General features: G+C 63.9%; 15 protein-coding genes. 8 read left to right on the top strand and 7 right to left on the bottom strand.

What is annotated here, in order from left to right; genetic code table 11:
* Window positions 1-27: 27 nt before the first annotated feature.
* A complete protein-coding gene (locus ASD94_RS07350; RefSeq protein WP_056640721.1) occupies window positions 28-1,188 on the bottom strand; it encodes a branched-chain amino acid ABC transporter substrate-binding protein in 1,161 nt (386 codons plus the stop codon).
* A gap of 256 nt (window positions 1,189-1,444) precedes the next feature.
* Here ASD94_RS07350 and ASD94_RS07355 point away from each other — a divergent pair, with 256 nt between their 5' ends.
* The 4 genes from ASD94_RS07355 to ASD94_RS07370 all read left to right on the top strand — a co-directional run bounded on the left by ASD94_RS07355 (window position 1,445) and on the right by ASD94_RS07370 (window position 5,807).
* Entirely contained in the window at window positions 1,445-2,071 is a 627-nt protein-coding gene (locus ASD94_RS07355; protein ID WP_056640724.1) for an ANTAR domain-containing response regulator, read from the top strand.
* A 545-nt stretch (window positions 2,072-2,616) separates the two neighbouring features.
* Window positions 2,617-3,861, top strand: a complete 1,245-nt coding sequence (locus ASD94_RS07360; RefSeq protein ID WP_056640726.1) for a CmpA/NrtA family ABC transporter substrate-binding protein — start codon at window positions 2,617-2,619, stop codon at window positions 3,859-3,861.
* Between the two features lie 63 nt (window positions 3,862-3,924).
* Window positions 3,925-4,887 carry a nitrate ABC transporter permease gene (ntrB, locus tag ASD94_RS07365; protein WP_056640731.1) on the top strand — a complete coding sequence of 321 codons (963 nt, stop codon included), beginning with the start codon at window positions 3,925-3,927 and terminating at the stop codon, window positions 4,885-4,887.
* A gap of 107 nt (window positions 4,888-4,994) precedes the next feature.
* The gene (locus ASD94_RS07370; RefSeq protein ID WP_056640734.1) at window positions 4,995-5,807 is read left to right on the top strand and encodes an ABC transporter ATP-binding protein; all 813 of its coding nucleotides are present in this window, start codon (window positions 4,995-4,997) and stop codon (window positions 5,805-5,807) included.
* Between the two features lie 207 nt (window positions 5,808-6,014).
* Here ASD94_RS07370 and ASD94_RS07375 read toward each other — a convergent pair whose 3' ends face one another.
* Window positions 6,015-6,452 (bottom strand): CBS domain-containing protein, encoded by a 438-nt coding sequence (locus ASD94_RS07375; protein WP_056640737.1) that lies wholly within the window; start codon window positions 6,450-6,452, stop codon window positions 6,015-6,017.
* Window positions 6,453-6,991: 539 nt separating this feature from the next.
* Between ASD94_RS07375 and ASD94_RS07380 the strand changes: the two genes are divergently transcribed.
* On the top strand, window positions 6,992-7,282 hold the full coding sequence (locus ASD94_RS07380) for a hypothetical protein (RefSeq protein WP_056640740.1): 291 nt from the start codon (window positions 6,992-6,994) through the stop codon (window positions 7,280-7,282).
* A gap of 84 nt (window positions 7,283-7,366) precedes the next feature.
* Entirely contained in the window at window positions 7,367-7,660 is a 294-nt protein-coding gene (locus ASD94_RS07385) for a hypothetical protein (protein ID WP_056640743.1), read from the top strand.
* Window positions 7,661-7,802: 142 nt separating this feature from the next.
* On the opposite strand, the gene ASD94_RS07390 is transcribed toward ASD94_RS07385, so the two are convergent.
* From ASD94_RS07390 to ASD94_RS07405, 4 genes are read right to left on the bottom strand one after another with little or no spacing between them, the layout of a single operon-like run.
* Entirely contained in the window at window positions 7,803-8,822 is a 1,020-nt protein-coding gene (locus ASD94_RS07390) for a TRAP transporter substrate-binding protein (RefSeq protein ID WP_056640746.1), read from the bottom strand.
* 48 nt (window positions 8,823-8,870) lie between these two features.
* The gene (locus ASD94_RS07395) at window positions 8,871-10,163 is read right to left on the bottom strand and encodes a TRAP transporter large permease (protein WP_056640748.1); all 1,293 of its coding nucleotides are present in this window, start codon (window positions 10,161-10,163) and stop codon (window positions 8,871-8,873) included.
* A gap of 2 nt (window positions 10,164-10,165) precedes the next feature.
* Window positions 10,166-10,678, bottom strand: coding sequence for a TRAP transporter small permease (locus ASD94_RS07400; protein ID WP_056640751.1), 513 nt, complete (start codon window positions 10,676-10,678; stop codon window positions 10,166-10,168).
* Window positions 10,675-11,196, bottom strand: coding sequence for a gluconokinase (locus tag ASD94_RS07405; protein WP_235510597.1), 522 nt, complete (start codon window positions 11,194-11,196; stop codon window positions 10,675-10,677). Before ASD94_RS07405 ends, ASD94_RS07400 begins: the two co-directional genes overlap by 4 nt.
* 168 nt (window positions 11,197-11,364) lie before the next feature.
* Here ASD94_RS07405 and ASD94_RS07410 point away from each other — a divergent pair, with 168 nt between their 5' ends.
* Window positions 11,365-12,390, top strand: coding sequence for a LacI family DNA-binding transcriptional regulator (locus ASD94_RS07410; RefSeq protein WP_056640754.1), 1,026 nt, complete (start codon window positions 11,365-11,367; stop codon window positions 12,388-12,390).
* Window positions 12,391-12,477: 87 nt separating this feature from the next.
* Here ASD94_RS07410 and ASD94_RS07415 read toward each other — a convergent pair whose 3' ends face one another.
* Window positions 12,478-14,127: a methyl-accepting chemotaxis protein gene (locus ASD94_RS07415; RefSeq protein ID WP_056640755.1), complete on the bottom strand. Its 1,650-nt coding sequence runs from the start codon at window positions 14,125-14,127 to the stop codon at window positions 12,478-12,480.
* Window positions 14,128-14,702: 575 nt separating this feature from the next.
* Between ASD94_RS07415 and ASD94_RS07420 the strand changes: the two genes are divergently transcribed.
* Entirely contained in the window at window positions 14,703-15,917 is a 1,215-nt protein-coding gene (locus ASD94_RS07420) for a nitrate/nitrite transporter (protein WP_056640758.1), read from the top strand.
* Window positions 15,918-16,100: the final 183 nt, after the last annotated feature.

A 16,100-nucleotide genomic window follows, 5' to 3' on the forward strand; every position in this document is an offset into this window, starting at 1 on the left:
GGGGCTGGCCTGCCATGGCAACGCGGTTTACCAGCGGTCGGACCGCATGCGCAACTCCCAGTTGCCGCTGCGCAGTTCGTACACCCCCACGGCGCCATAGCGCTGCTCGCCCTTGTCATCCCAGGTCATGGTGCCGATCACCGGGGCGTAGCCGTTGATGCTGTGCAGGGCCTTGGTGATGTCCTTGGGGTCAGCAGACTTGGCCTTCTGGATGGCGGCCGAGAGCACGTAGGTGCTGTCGTAGCTGTAGTGGCCGCCATAGGCCGGGGGCTTCTTGAAAGCGGCGATGTACTTTTCAAGGAAGGGCTTGCCGGTGGTGAACTCCTTGGCCTCCAGCACGGGCGATGTGGCATACACGCCCTGCACGATGCCTGCGCCCTTGGTCATGTCGGTGGTCTTGATGGTGTCGCCCCCCAGCAGGCTGACCTTGGTGTGGCCCACCTTCTGCAGGGCTTCGAGCAGTGCCAGCGCCTGGAAGTCGTTGAGGGTCGAAACAATCACCTCCACATTGGCGGCCTTGAGCTCCCCGGCCAGGCCATCAAAGGCCACGGTCTTGTCGTCGAACGACTTGCGCACCACCACCTCTTTCTTCTCGGCCTTGAGCTGTTCGGCCGCGCCGTCGGCCAGGCCCTTGCCATAGGGCGTGCCATCGTCCAGCGCTGCATAGCGTGCGGCGCCCAGCTGGGTGGCGGCAAACGAGCCAATGGCGCGGGCCTGCAGGGTGTCGTTGCCCACCATGCGGAAGGTGGTCGGAAACCCGAGCTGTGTGAACTTGGGGTTGGTAGAGATGGCGATCTGCGCGATGTCCTTGGCAGCGTAGATGGGGGCGGTCTCGATGCTCACGCCCGAGTTGAGGTGGCCCACCACCGCGACCACGCCCGCATCCACCAGCTGCTGCGCCACGGCCTTGCCGGTGGTGGCGTCGGCCTTGTCATCCACGGACACGACCTCCAGCGTCACGCGCTTGCCGTCCACCGTGTAGCCGGACTTGTTGAGTTCCTCCACCGCCAGCTTGACGCCATTGAGCAGATCCTGCCCCAGCGCACCCAGCGGGCCAGAGAGAGGCTGAGCCACACCAATTTTGATGGTGTCCGGCACTTTGCCGCATCCGGTCAGGAGTGCGGCAGTCGCCACTGCGGTCAAGGCCAGGCTGGCCGAGAAGCGGCGCCGGTTGATGTGCTTGTTCATGCAAAAAACTCCATTTCAGTGTGTCTGTGTGACCAGATGTATATGCGACGCCCTACCGGGCGAGCTACCGGGTATGCCCTCCCACGGTGTCAGTATTAGCAACTTTCAGGCCCCGCAACGCAGAGCACGGCACCCCGACCTGGCGGGCTTGGGATGGGTGCAGCCCCGGAGCGAGGGGACATCGCCGGGCCTTCAAAGGCCGTGCACCACCCCGGCGCACCAATTTGTGGCGTAAAAATTGCTTATGCTCACGGGTATGAATGAGGCTTTGCGCATCGTGGTGGTTGCCCCGGATCTGGCAGTCACCGACCCCGACGACGACCACGCTGTGGAACAGGCGGAGCGGTCGCGGGCGCTGCGCATCGGGCTGCTGGAGAACAACTTCAACCTGGTGGCCACGCTGCCGGCCGACGTGTTCCTGAGCGAGCGCATCGCGCAGTTGCAGCCCGACCTGATCATCGTGGATGCCGAGAGCGAGGCCCGCGACGCGCTGGAGCATGTGGTGATGGCCACGCGCGACGAGCGCCGTCCCATCGTGATGTTCACCAACGACGAGGACACCTCGCACGTGAAGGATGCAGTGGCGGCAGGCGTGTCTGCCTACATCGTGGCGGGGCTGGCACCGCAGCGCATCCGCCCCATTCTGGATGTGGCCATGGCCCGCTTCCAGCATGAACAGGCCTTGCGCGCCGAGCTCGCCGACGCCAAGACCGAACTGCAAGGCCGCAAGACCATCGACCGCGCCAAGGGTTTGCTCATGCAGCGCCAGGGCCTGACCGAACAGGCCGCCTACGAAAAGCTGCGCAAGACGGCCATGGACAAGGGCCTGAAGCTGGTGGACGTGGCCCAGCGCATGCTGGACGTGATGGACCTGCTGGGGTAACCCTCACCCTCTCCCATCGCGGGGCCCACGCTCCGCGCAAAACACGGCCCACCCGCCTCATTCGCGCAGCGACGCCGCTGCGATCCCATGCACAGTGGTACCGCATTACCCCCTGCAACCCGTTGGCACGGACCACCATGCGCCTGCCGCGTGCACGGCGGCCCCGATGCCTGGACTGCGATGGTGCAGCGCACAACGGCAGTGCAATGCACCGCACCGACCAAGCAGGGGCGAATTGAAACCAAATCGCCTTGAAGCGCCAATCCAATATGCCTTCTTTGCTATCAAATTTGAATAATTCATTCATCCCAACCCCATAAAAAAAAGGCTGGCACGCGCTTTGCATTGCTCAGTGCAAGACCAATGCAGGTCTGACCACTGACAGCACTGACCCAACGGCGGGCCGGTGCTGACAAGGAGCCCCGGACCCGTTCCAGGCTCCACCACGGACAAAGGCGTCCCCACCCGCATCCGGCGTTGCTTTGCTGCAGCCCGGCGCGGTGTGAGGACGCCTTTTTTGTTTTTCACGCCACCAGGGATGCCCCATGACCGATCTGTTGAAAACCAGCCTCAATCGCCGCACCGTGCTGCAGGCCGCCACCGTGGGCGCTGTGGGTGTGAGCCCCGCGCTGCGCGCGCTCGTCCACGCAGCCGGCTCCGACGCCCCCGAGAAGAAGGAAGTCAAGATCGGCTTCATCCCGCTGACCGACTGCGCCAGCGTGGTCATGGCCTCGGTGCTGGGCTTCGACAAGAAATACGGCGTGACCATCGTCCCCAACAAGGAAGCCAGCTGGGCCGGCGTGCGTGACAAGCTGGTCAACGGCGAGCTGGACTTCGCCCATGTGCTCTACGGCTTGGTCTATGGCGTGCACCTGGGCACCGCCGGTCCCAAGAAGGACATGGCCGTGCTGATGAGCCTGAACAACAACGGGCAGGCCATCACCCTCTCCAAGACGCTGGCCGACAAGGGCGCGGTGGATGGCCCGTCCCTGGCCAAGCTCATGGCCAGCGAGAAGCGCGAATACACCTTTGCGGGCACCTTCCCCACCGGCACCCACGCGATGTGGATGCACTACTGGCTGGCAGCGGCGGGCATCAACCCGCTGTCGGGCGCCAAGCTCATCACCGTGCCCCCGCCGCAGATGGTGGCCAACATGCGCGTGGGCAACATGGACGGCTTTTGCGTGGGCGAGCCCTGGAACCACCGCGCCATCATGGACGGCATCGGCATCACGGCCAACACCACGCAGGACATCTGGAAGGACCACCCCGAAAAGGTGCTGGGCACCACGGCAGAGTTCGTCAAGAAGTACCCCAACACCACGCGCGCAGTGATGATGGCCGTGCTCGAAGCCAGCCAGTGGATCGATGCCAGCCTGTCCAACAAGATGAAGATGGCCGAAACCGTGGCCGGCAAGGCGTATGTGAACACGGGCGTGGACGCCATCAACCAGCGCATCCTGGGCCGCTACCAGAACGGCCTGGGCAAGACCTGGGACGACCCCAACCACATGAAATTCTTCAACGACGGCGCGGTGAACTTCCCCTACCTGTCGGACGGCATGTGGTTCCTGACCCAGCACAAGCGCTGGGGCCTGCTCAAGAGCCACCCCGACTACCTGGCCGTGGCCAAGGAAGTCAACCAGGTCGAGCTGTACAAGTCGGTCGCCAGCGCCATGAAGATCAGCGTACCCAAGGACGTGATGCGCACCAGCAAGCTCATCGACGGCGTGGTGTGGGACGGCAAGGACCCCGCCAAGTACGCCGACGGCTTCAAGATCAAGGCCTGACGGCGACCCTGCTCCAGCGCCCGCCCGACCACCCAGCCAGCAAGCCCTGCACAGGAGAAAACCATGGTCAGTGCCGTCTTTCACTCCCCGTTGGATGCAGCCCCCGTGGCCGCACAGAATGCTATGAATACTGCAGCTGCAAGCGCAACATCCACCAGCGCAAGAAGCCAAAAGGCTGCGACATCTGCCCCCAAGGCACCTGCAGCGCCCGCCACCACGGCTGCAGGCCGCGACTGGTCGGCCGTCTCGCGCAGCTTCTGGCTGGCCGTGCTGCCGCCGCTGTGTGGCCTGGGCCTGCTCGTCGGCCTGTGGGCGGTGGTCTCCACCACCACGGGCGGCAGCATCCCCAGCCCCAAGGACACCTGGCTGCAGGCGCTGGAGGTGTTCAGCAACCCGTTCTACCGCAACGGCCCCAACGACCAGGGCGTGGGCTGGAACGTGCTGATGAGCCTGCAGCGCGTGGCCATCGGCTTTGGGATGGCAGCGCTGGTGGGCATTCCGGCGGGCTTCGTGATCGGGCGCTTCAGCTTCCTGTCGCGCATGTTCAACCCGCTCATCAGCCTGCTGCGCCCCGTGTCGCCGCTGGCCTGGCTGCCCATTGGCCTGTTGGTGTTCAAGGGCGCCAACCCGGCCGCCATCTGGACCATCTTCATCTGCTCCATCTGGCCCATGATCATCAACACCGCTGTGGGCGTGCAGCGCGTGCCGCAGGACTACATGAACGTGGCCCGCGTGCTGAACCTGAGCGAGTGGAAGATCGCCACCAAGATCCTCTTTCCCGCCGTGCTGCCCTACATGCTGACCGGCGTGCGCCTGGCCGTGGGCACCGCGTGGCTGGTGATCGTGGCGGCCGAGATGCTGACCGGTGGCGTGGGCATCGGCTTCTGGGTGTGGGACGAGTGGAACAACCTCAACGTCAAGAACATCATCATCGCGATCTTTGTGATCGGCATCGTCGGGCTGCTGCTGGAGTACGCGCTCATCAAGCTGGCCACCGCATTTACGTTCGAAGAGGTCAAAACTTGATCCACCCCTGAGCCGCGCCTGCGGCACGTCACCCCCTCAAGGGGGCACCACCCGTGGCCCGGCAAAGCCGGTTCCACGGTGGTCCTCGAAAAAACCAGGAGTTCCTAATGCATGCATCTCTCACCACCAAGTTCATCGAGATCCACGGCGTCGAGCAGACCTTCAAGACGGCCAAGGGCCTTTTCCCCGCGCTGAAGGACATTCACCTGACGATTGCCAAGGGCGAGTTCGTGGCACTCATCGGCCACTCGGGCTGCGGCAAGTCCACCCTGCTCAACCTGATCGCGGGCCTGACCACTCCCACCAACGGCGCACTGCTCTGCGCCAACAAGGAGATCAAGGGCCCGGGGCCGGAGCGCGCGGTGGTGTTCCAAAACCACTCGCTGCTGCCCTGGCTCACCTGCTTTGACAACATCTACCTGGCTGTGGAGCGCGTGTTCGGCGCCAAGGAGACCAAGGCCCAGCTCAAAGCCCGCACCGATGCCGCGCTGGCGCTGGTGGGCCTGACCCACGCGAGCCAAAAACGCCCCGGTGAAATCTCAGGCGGCATGAAGCAGCGCGTGGGCATTGCCCGGGCGCTGAGCATGGAGCCCCAGGTGCTGCTGATGGACGAGCCCTTCGGCGCGCTCGACGCCCTGACCCGCGCCAAGCTGCAGGACGAGCTGCTGGAGATCGTCACGCGCACCCAAAGCACCGTGGTGATGGTGACCCACGACGTGGACGAGGCCGTGCTGCTGTCCGACAAGATCGTGATGATGACCAACGGCCCGGCCGCCACGATTGGCGAGGTGCTGACCGTGGACTTGCCCCGCCCGCGCAAGCGCGTGGAACTGGCCGAGGACCCGCAGTATGTGCACTACCGCAAGGCCGTGATCGACTTTCTGTACACGCGCCAGGGGCACGTCGAGAAGGCGGCTTGAGCGGCCCAGTCGAAAGCAGCGCAGACAACCAAAACAAAAGGGCTCTGACCAGATCGGTCAGAGCCCTTTTTCTTTACGTCCCCATGCCAGGGCCGTAGCACCCGCGCAAGGGCCGCCCCGTCGCGCCGGGTGCGCCCCCATTCGCGAATGGCGCAGCCCTTCGAGAGAAGAAGGGGGAAGGCGCGCCGCGCCTCAGGGGGTTGCCCCTCAATGCGTTCCGGTGATGTAGTTCTCCAACTGCTCAATGATGAATTTCTGCTCGGAGATGATGTCCTTGACCAGATCGCCGATGGAAATCATGCCCACCAGCTTGCCGTTGTCCACCACGGGCAAGTGGCGCAGGCGGTTATTGCTCATGAGCTGCATGCACTGCTCGCTGGTCTGGTCCGGGCGCACAAACATCACAGCCGAGGTCATCACATCCTTGACCTGGGTGACGGCCGACGTGCGCCCCATGAGGGCAATTTTGCGGGCGTAGTCCCGCTCGGTGAAGATGCCGACGATGGACGCGCCCTCAGTCACGATGAGCGCGCCAATGCCCTTGTCAGCCATGAGCTGAAGGGCGTCCAGCACGGATGCGGCGGGGCTGATAGTGTGGACGATGGCGTCGGGTTTGGACTGAAGAATCTTGGCGACTGCGGTCATGGAAACCTCCCTCGTGAAAACGGAAACGGGCACAGAGAGATTTCAGCCCATAAGCCCCGTGCGCGCAACCCACGCAAGCCCGATATGCGGCGCTTTTTGATCATCCTGTTGCAGGGTGAATGCAACTCATGTTTCTGCGCTGTTGCATACCGCCGCACCCGAAACAAACTGAAAAGAAGCGAAACCGCAGCGAGACGACGCCATCTGCCCAGCCCGGCACGATGAAGCCCATGTTCAACGCACCGGCCACGCACTCTTCACCGGCTTCTGTAGCCTGTCGGCGATCAGCGACATTCCAGGCAAAACGCCCTGGCTTCGAGGGCAACCAGGAATCCCAGAGCCCTCGGTCGATTGTTTCCAATACTGGAACAGTTAGTTCGCGACTAGGTGGTTTTTCCCTGAACACCATCGGCGTACAGTTCATCCCATCGATGAGCCGAACCCGCAAGGCGACTCACCGAACCCGGTGCGACGCAAGTTGTTGTGAATCTTCACCCCGGTTTTTTTGAGACGCTTTTTTAACTTCAAGGACTTTCATCATGAACAAGACCGCACGTTTCCTCTCCCTCGCCGCCGTGGCTGCCTTTGCGTCGTTTGGCGCCCAGGCTGACGAAGCCGACGCTTCGCAGTTCGCCACCAAGTTCGAAACCAGCCGCACCCGCGCAGAAGTATTGGCAGAAGCCACCACCGCTGCGCAGATGCGCAGCCAGGAGCCCGCTGGCTCCCGCGTGGTGACCTACAAGTCCACGGCCGACCGCGCCACTGTGCGTGCCGAAGCCGCCGCACAAGCCATGCGCACTGGCCGCGTGGGCCCTGCAGAAGGCGGTTGATTCAACTTCTTGAATCCACGGCTTCACCCCTCGCGTATTCCAGACACCTCGTCCATATTTTTTGAATTTCACAGGAGTTTCATCATGAACAAGACTGCCCGTTTCCTCTCTATCGCTGCTGTGGCTGCCCTCGCTTCTTTTGGTGCCCAGGCTGACGAAGCCGATGCTTCGCAGTTCGCGACCAAGTTCGAAACCAACCGCACCCGCGCTGAAGTGCAAGCCGAAGCCGCTACCGTGGCCCAGACCCGCTCGATCGAACCCGCTGGTTCGCGTGTGGTGACCTACAAGTCCACCGCTGACCGTGCTGCCGTGCGTGCCCAAGCTGCTGAAGCCCTGCGCACTGGCCAGATCTCTTCCGGCGAAATCGGCTCGCTGTAATTCGCTCCGCCTGCGCCACGGTGCAGGTAGAAGATTGCAAATGCCAAAAGGCCGAGGCCCCATTGCGGGGCCTCGGCCTTTTTTTCGCCTGTGTCTTGCGGGTATGGGTAGCACCGGGGCCGCCACCCCCTGACGTCAGAACTTACTTGCCAGCGCGCGCCTGGGCTACCGCTGCCTGCACATCCTTCCACAGCGCTTCGCCTACGTTGGCGGCAATGCTGGCGTTCACGGCGCCCAGCTTTTCGCGCATGCGGTTGGCTTCGGCAGCCGGCAGTTCATTGACCTGCATGCCCTTGCCCTTGAGGTCGGCCAGCGCCTTGTCGGCCTCGGCACGGGTGTCCTGGCGCTCGAAGTCACGGCTCTTCTTGGCGGCGTCGAGCAACACCTTCTGCTCGGCCTTCGACAGGCCATCCCAGTACTTCTTGCTGACCAGCACAATCCAGGGGCTGTAGACGTGGTTGGTCACGGTGAGGTACTTCTGCACCTCATAGAACTTGCTCGACAGGATGGTGTTGTAGGGGTTCTCCTGGCCGTCCACCGTCTTGGTTTCCAGCGCGGTGAAGAGCTCCGAGAACGGCAGCGGCACGGCATTGGCGCCCAGGGTCTTGAAACTGTCGAGGAACACGTTGTTCTGCATCACGCGCAGCTTGATGCCGTCCATGTCTTCCAGCTTGTTGACCGGGCGCTTGCTGTTGGTGAGGTTGCGAAAGCCGTTCTCCCAGTACACCAGGCCCACCAGGCCCTTTTCCTGCAGCTTGTCCATCACCTTCTGGCCCACGGGGCCGTCCAGCACTACGTCGGCTTCCTTGGCGTTGTTGAACAGGAAGGGGGTGTCCCAGATGGCCATCTCTTTGGTGATGCCCACCAGCGTGGCGGTGGAGCCCACCATCATCTCCTGAGCGCCACCGATCAGGGCCTGCTGCATCTGCACGTCCGAGCCCAGTGCGGCTGCGCCAATGGCGCGGAGCTTCATCTTGCCGCCAGAGGCTTTTTCCACTTCTTGGGCAAACAGCTTGGTGGCCCGGCCCTGGTTGGAGTCTTCGTTGAGGCCATAGCCAAAACGGATGATGCGCGGCTTGAAGTCTTGCGCTGCGGCCTGGAACGAGCAAGTGATGGCAGCGACCGACAGGGCGGCCAGCAGGGTGCGACGGAAAGTTTTCATGGTTGTCTCCATTGGCAAGAAAAACGGGAAAGGGGAACAGGCAAACGGCTAGCGCAGCCAGACGACGGGCGCAGTCACGATCTGCGGGAACACGACCAGCAGCGCCAGAATCAGCACATAGGTGATGAGAAACGGGTTCACGCCCTTGATGACGCTGTGCATCGAGATGCGCCCCACCCCGGCCACCACGTTGAGCACCGTGCCCACGGGCGGGGTGATGAGGCCGATGGCGCCGTTGAGCACGAACATCAGACCGAAATACACCGGGTCGATCCCAGCCTTGACCGCGATGGGCAGCATGACGGGCGCAAAGATCAGGATGGTGGGCGTGAGGTCCAGCGCCGTGCCGATCAGCACCAGCACGATCATCATCACGGCCATCAAGAGGCGCGGGTTCTCCACCAGCGGGCCCAGCCAGTTGGTGAGCACGTTGGGCAAGTCGGCCAGCGTGATCATGTAGCTGGCCACCTGGGCGCCAGCGCACAAAAACATCACGATGGAGGTTGTCTTGGCTGCGCGCACCAGCACACCGTAGATGTCGGGCAGCTTCATCTCGCGGTGCACGAACAGCGCCACAACCAGCGCGTAGAACGCGGCGACCACGGCGGCCTCGGTGGGGGTGAACACGCCGGTCTTCATACCGCCGATGATGATGAGCGGCATCAGCATGGCCCAGAAGGCGCGCACCGTGGCGCGCAGGCGGTCCTTGATGGGCAGGGGTTCGCCCTGGGGCAGATCCATGTCCCGCAGCACCCAGCGCCAGGCAAAGATGAGGCCCACACCCATCATCAGCCCCGGCACGATGCCCGACACAAACAGCGCAGAGATCGAGGTGTTGGTCGTCACGCCGTAGATCACAAAGGGCATGGACGGCGGAATGATGGGTGCGATGATGCCGCCCGAAGCAATCAGCCCGGCCGAGGTGTTCATCGGGTAGCCCTGCTGACGCATCATGGGCAGGAGGATGGTGGCCAGCGCGGCGGTGTCGGCCAGGGCCGAGCCGCTCATGCTCGCCATCAGCACTGCGGCGCCGATGGCCACATAGCCCAGCCCGCCCCGGATGTGCCCCACCCAGGCCTGCGCCATGTCGATGATGCGGCGGCTGATGCCGCCCGAGTTCATCAGCTCACCGGCCAGGATGAAGAAGGGCACGGCCAGGAGCGGAAAGCTGTCCACCCCGGCCACCAGGTTCTGGGCCAGCAGCTGCGCGTCCCAGAAGTCGAGCACCCAGGCCATGCCGGCGCCGGTGAGCACCAGGGCCAGACCCATGTTCATGCCGGTGCCCATGAGCACCAGCATGCCCAATGAAAAAACAAGAAAAGCCTGTGCTTCGGGTCCCATGGTCACTCCACCTCAGCGCCATGACCGAGGTCCAGCGGCTTGCGTTGAATCAATTCAATGGTCGCCATCACCCCGATGGCCACCGCACACAAAAAAGCCGGCAGCGGCAGCAGCGCTGCCGGGTAGGCCATGACCACCGAGCGGCTGCCCATGCCCACCACCACCTGCTGCCACGCGCCCCAGGCCAGCATGGTGCTGGCGGCTATCACCAGCAGCCGGATCACGGCCGTCAGCACGCCAAAGGCCACCGGGCGTTTGGCCAACAGGCCCGCCAGGCTGGTAAAGGCCATGTGCTCGCCTGCCGGGTAGGCAGCGGCAGCGCCGATGAACACCATCCAGACAAACAGCAGGCGTGACAGCTCTTCACTGGCCGCCACGCCGCTGCCAAAGCCGTAGCGCAGCACCACGTTGATGAACACGGCGACGGCCATCACGCCCAGGCTCCCGGCCATCAGCATTTGCGAGACTCTGGCAAACCGGCTGAGCGGCTCGTGCGGGTGTGCGGGGGAATTCATACCGTCTCCTGTGTGGCAACCCAGGCCGATGCCTGTTGCTGCAGTGTGGGCAGGTCCAGCAGCGCATTGAGACGCAGCACGCCGGCCTCGCCCACAGGCGACTCCAGCGTGGCGAACTGGCTGTCCACCAGAGCGCTGGAAAAGAAATGGGTATCTGCGCGGGCCGCCACGCGTTGGCCTGCGCTGGCGCGGTCAATCTCCAGAAAGACGAAGCGCAGGCCGGGGCAGGCGTTGCGCAAGCGGTCCCGGTAGGCCCTCTTCAGCGCAGAGCAGGTCAGGACCACGCCATGGGGCTGGGCCTGCAGCAATTGCCCCAAGGTGGCCAGCCAGCCTTCACGGTCTGCATCGGTCAAGGCAATGCCCTGGCGCATCTTTTCGCGACTGGCGGGGCTGTGGTGGTCATCCCCTTCGATCAGGGGCAGGCCCTCGGCCTGTGCCAAGGCCGAGCCCAGGCTGGACTTGCCGCAGCCCGCCACGCCCATGACGACCAAAAAAGTCGGTGACGCTTGAAAACTCATATTGGTAGCGCTATCCAAACAATTCATAAAAAAGGCACCCGGTGTGGATGCCGCACAAACTGTCGCAACTTCTGCAACTTCGTCCAAAATGGCTGCCGTTGCCTTGCCCTTCAGTTTGGACAGCGCTATCCTAATCAAATCAACCCCAAGCCCCATGAGGGTTAACCCTTGAACAAACCTGAGACAAAACGCCGCTCCAGCGGCCGCATCACGCTGAGCGACGTGGCCAAGGCCGCCGAGGTCAGCCCCATCACCGCATCCCGCGCCTTGCGCGGCGAGCGTGGTGTGGCGCAAGAGCTGGTGCAGCGCGTGAAAGCTGCCGCAGAGCAACTGGGCTATGTGCCCGACCCCGCCGCCCGCGCACTGGCCTCGCAACGCAGCGTGCAGGTGCCGGTGCTGGTGCCCTTGCTATCCAACGCGCTGTTTGTGGACGTGCTGGAGGCCGTGCATCGCACCCTGTTTCCTCAGGGTTACCAAGCGCTGATCGGCGTCACGCACTACGACCCGCAGGAGGAAGAGCAACTGCTGCGCACCTACCTCGCACACCGCCCTGCCGGCTTGCTGGTCACCGGTTTTGACCGCACCGAGGCTTCGCGCCACCTGATTGCCGCCAGCGGCGTGCCCTGCGTACACCTGATGGAGATGACCTCGGCCCCCGGCGTGTTCTGCGTGGGCTTTTCGCAGCAGGATGCGGGCCACAGCATGACGGCCCACCTGCTGGCGCGGGGCTACCAAAAGATCGCTTTTGTTGCGGCCCAGCTGGACCCTCGCACCATGCAGCGCGCCGAAGGCTACCGCCGCTGCCTGCGCGAAGCAGGTCGGTACGACCCCAAGCTGGAGCTGCTGAGCCCGCAGCCCTCGTCGATGCGGCTAGGGAGTGAACTGCTGGAAGAGCTGCTGCGCACCCGCCCCGGCGTCGATGCCGTGTTCTTCTGCAACGACGACCTGGCCCAGGGCGGCCTGCTGGCGGCACAGCGCCTGGGCTTGTCGGTACCCGGCCAGGTAGCGATTGCAGGCTTCAACGACCTGGCGGGCAGCGACCAGATGCTGCCACCACTGACCACGGTGCGCACGCCCCGCGCAGCCGTGGGCGAGGCCAGCGCGCGCATGCTGCTGGCGCTGATGCGTGGTGAGGTGCCCGAGCACAACTCGGTGAATCTGGGGTTTGAGCTGACAGTGCGCGAGAGCACATAGCGCCTGCCTCGCCGCATCGCGCCCGGCCCCTGGCAAGACGCCGACCGAGTTCATGGGCCGCCCCCAATGCGGAGCGGCTTCGCAAACTCAGGCCGGCGCCAGCGCCCGGCTGCTGGACGAGGCCTTCATCTCCTTGCGCAGCGCCACCGCATCGCGCGAGTGGGCAGGTGCCGAGGCGTCGATGCGGAACACCTGCACGGTCTCGGTCATGGTCTGCGCCTGGCCGTTGAGCTGCATAGCCGATGCCGCGTTCTCTTCCACCAGCGCGGCGTTCTGTTGCGTGATGGTGTCCAGCTGCGCCACCGCCGAGTTGACCTGCGAGATGCCGCTGAGCTGCTCGTTCGAGGCACTGTGGATCTCGCCGATCAGCGTGTTCACACGGCGCACCAGCTCCAGCGACTCGGTCATGGTTTTCTGCGCAGCGTCGGTTTTTTCATGGCCCTCGGTTACCTTGGTGGCCGAGTCGTCGATGAGCTGACGGATCTCCTTGGCGGCCGAGAGCGTGCGGTGCGACAGGCTGCGCACCTCGGAGGCCACCACCGCAAAGCCCCGCCCCTGGTCCCCGGCCCGCGCAGCCTCCACCGCCGCATTCAGGGCCAGGATGTTGGTCTGGAAGGCGATGGAGTCGATGAGCTGCGTGATCTCGCTGATGCGGCCCGATGCGGCCTGGATCTGCTTCATGGTGCTGGCGACACCGTCCACGGCCGCGCTGCTGCGTTCGGTGACCTGGGTGGCCTGCGTGGCCAGCACCGCCGCCTGGCGCGCGGACTCGGCGGTCTGTTTGACGGTGCCGGTGATCTCCTCCATGGACGCAGCCGTCTGCTGCAGGTTGCTGGCCTGCGCCTCGGTGCGGGATGACAGGTCCTGGTTGCCCTGGGCAATCTCGCGGGTGGAGACCTGCATGTGCTCGCTCTCCTGACGGGCATCACGCACGATGGACAGCAGGTTCACGTTGAGCTGCGCCAGCGCCTTTTGCAACTGGCCCACGGTGTCGCTGCGCGATGCAGAGATCTTCTGGGTGAGGTCGCCCGCCGCCATGCGGTTGGCCCACAGCAGCATCTGCGACAACGGCGCCACCGTGACCTGGTGCAGGTACACCGCCATGCCCAGCGCCAGCACCACCACCCCCAGCCACGCAGCGCCCGAGGCCAGCGACACGGTATGCCCGCCCAGCAGGGCAGCGCACCACGAGGCCACCACCAGCACCAGGGTGCACGCCATCATCTTGCCCAGCGGGCCCAGCGACAGCGCCCGGGCCACGCGGCCCCACAAGGTGTCTTTGACCAGTTGCCCGGCCGACAGCCTGTGCACCAGCGTGCCCGACTGCTTCTCGGCCTGCATCTGCTGGTACAGCGCCTCGGCCGCCTGGATCTGTTCGCGCGTGGCTTCGGTGCGCACCGACATGTAACCCGTGGGCTGGTCGCCCTGCATGAGCGGGGTGACGTTGGCCATCACCCAGTAGAACGTGCCGTCCTTGCGCCGGTTCTTGACCGGGGCCGACCAGGGAACACCTCTGGCAATGGTTTCCCACATGTCGCGGTAGGCCTCCTCGGGCATGTCGGGGTGCCTCACGATGTTGTGGGGCTGGCCCAGCAGCTCTTCCTTTTCGTACCCGCTGACCTCGATGAACATCGGGTTGCAGTAGAGGATGCGGCCCTTGAGATCGGTGGTGGAGACCAGGGTCTGGCCCTTGGGGAACGCATATTCATGCTGACTGACTGGAAGATTCATTCTCATCGGAAAACTCCTAGAAAAAGTCCTACCCCTGCACCGCCGCTGGTCCTGCGTGAGAACCATCTTAAGGACGCAACCGTGACAAAAGCAAACGTTAATTGCGTAATTTCACGAGACCTGGGGGAAAAACAATTCCGCACAATTGATAAATTTTCATCAATTTTACATCATTAATATCATTTATGCAGAATATTCCATTGCGCAATGCTGAGGTAGAAGGTGTGCCCGGCTTTGGCAATGCCCCTTGCGCAGTGCCACGCACCAACACAATGCAAAAAGGCAAGGGCGCAACCGCCTAGCGTTGCGGCATCAGCGCATGCAAGGTATGCCGCCCAGGGGGCTGGCGCACGCGGGCACCGGGTTGGTGCAATCCATCTGGCACAGGCATTGCAAGCACCTCCTGCAGCGGCCTCTACAGGGCTGCGCATGCCCTGTGCAACGGCGCACACAAGGGCGGCAAGGACGAAGGCGTCCCCACCGGCTGTATCGGTTTACCGATTCCGCCTGGTGTGGTCGCCTTTTTTGTTTTATGGCCGACGAAGGCCGTGAACACCGCTACCTTTATTTGTGCAAATCCCATGCTTTCATTCCGCCAGTTCCTCCAATCCGGCCACGCCCCCACGCTGTGGGCGTCGTTTCTGTACTTCGGCTTTTCGTGCGCGGTGTGGGTCATCAACGGTGCGATGGCGCCGTTCATCCGCGAGAGCTTCCAGCTCTCCCCCACCCAGATGGGCATGATGCTGTCCATCCCCATCTTTGCGGGGGCGCTGATGCGGTTTCCGTTGGGCATCCTGGCGCAGTACATCGGCCGCAAGCGCGCCACCCTGGTCGAGATGGCGGGCATCTTTCTGGCCATGGGCTATGGCTACCTGTTCGTGCACACCTTCAACGACCTGCTGGCGCTGGGCATCCTGCTGGGCGTGGCGGGTGCGAGCTTTGGCGTGGCACTGTCGCTGGGCTCGGGCTCGTTTCCGCCTCGCTACAAGGGCCTTGCCATGGGCATCGTGGGCGCGGGCAATGTGGGCACCGCCGTGGCCGCGCTGCTGGCACCTGCACTGGCCCAGAAATTTGGCTGGCAGGCGGTCTACGGCTTTGCGGCCGTCGGCGTGGCCGTGCCCGCCGTGGTGATGGCAGTCTTTGCCAAAGAGCCACCCGACCTGGCGCCCCATGCCACGTTCCGGGAGCACATTGCCTGCCTGTTTGAAAAGGACGGCTGGGCATTCAGCCTGATCTACGCCGTGACGTTTGGCGGCTTCATCGGCCTCACGGCCTTCTTGCCCAGCTACTTCTACGACCAGTTTGGCGTGAGCAAGGTGCAGGCGGGGCAACTGACCATGCTGGCGGCCTTTCTGGGGGCGGCGCTGCGGGTGATGGGTGGCTGGCTGTCGGACCATTGGGGTGGCGTCAACACGCTCACGGGCGTACTGGCCGTCACTGCCGTGAGCATGGTGCTGTGCGGCCTGGCCGAAAACTCCTTGCCGGTGACGATGCTGCTGTTCCTGGTGTGTTTTGCGGCACTGGGCGCGGGCAACGGCGCGCTGTTCCAGCTGGTGCCGCTGCGCTGGCCGCTGTCCACGGCCGTAGCGGGCTCGATGATTGGCGAGATCGGCGCACTGGGCGGTGGCCTCATCCCCAACGGCATGGGCTTCTCGCGCCAGTACACCGGCACCTACCTGTGGGGCTTTGTGGGCATCGCGGTGTGCGCCGCTGCCATGCTGGTGCTGCTGCGGGTGATGCAGATCCGCTGGACCCGCACGTGGGCGGAGAAGGGTGGACGTGCGCGCAGCGCATGACCGGCGTAGCCGGTGAGCGCGCAAGCGCTCGCCACCTTTCCAGCGAAGGCTCACGTTGCGAAGCAAAGTGAAACGAAGTGGGCCGAAGCTAAAAGGGTGGACGCGCACGCAGCGTGAGCGGCGCATGGCCAGTCAACGCACTGCGCCACGGCACATTTCAAGTCCAATCACTGTCCAGTGCTT

Origin of the sequence: Acidovorax sp. Root70 (genome assembly GCF_001428225.1) — a bacterium.
Classification (GTDB): Bacteria; Pseudomonadota; Gammaproteobacteria; order Burkholderiales; family Burkholderiaceae_C; genus Acidovorax.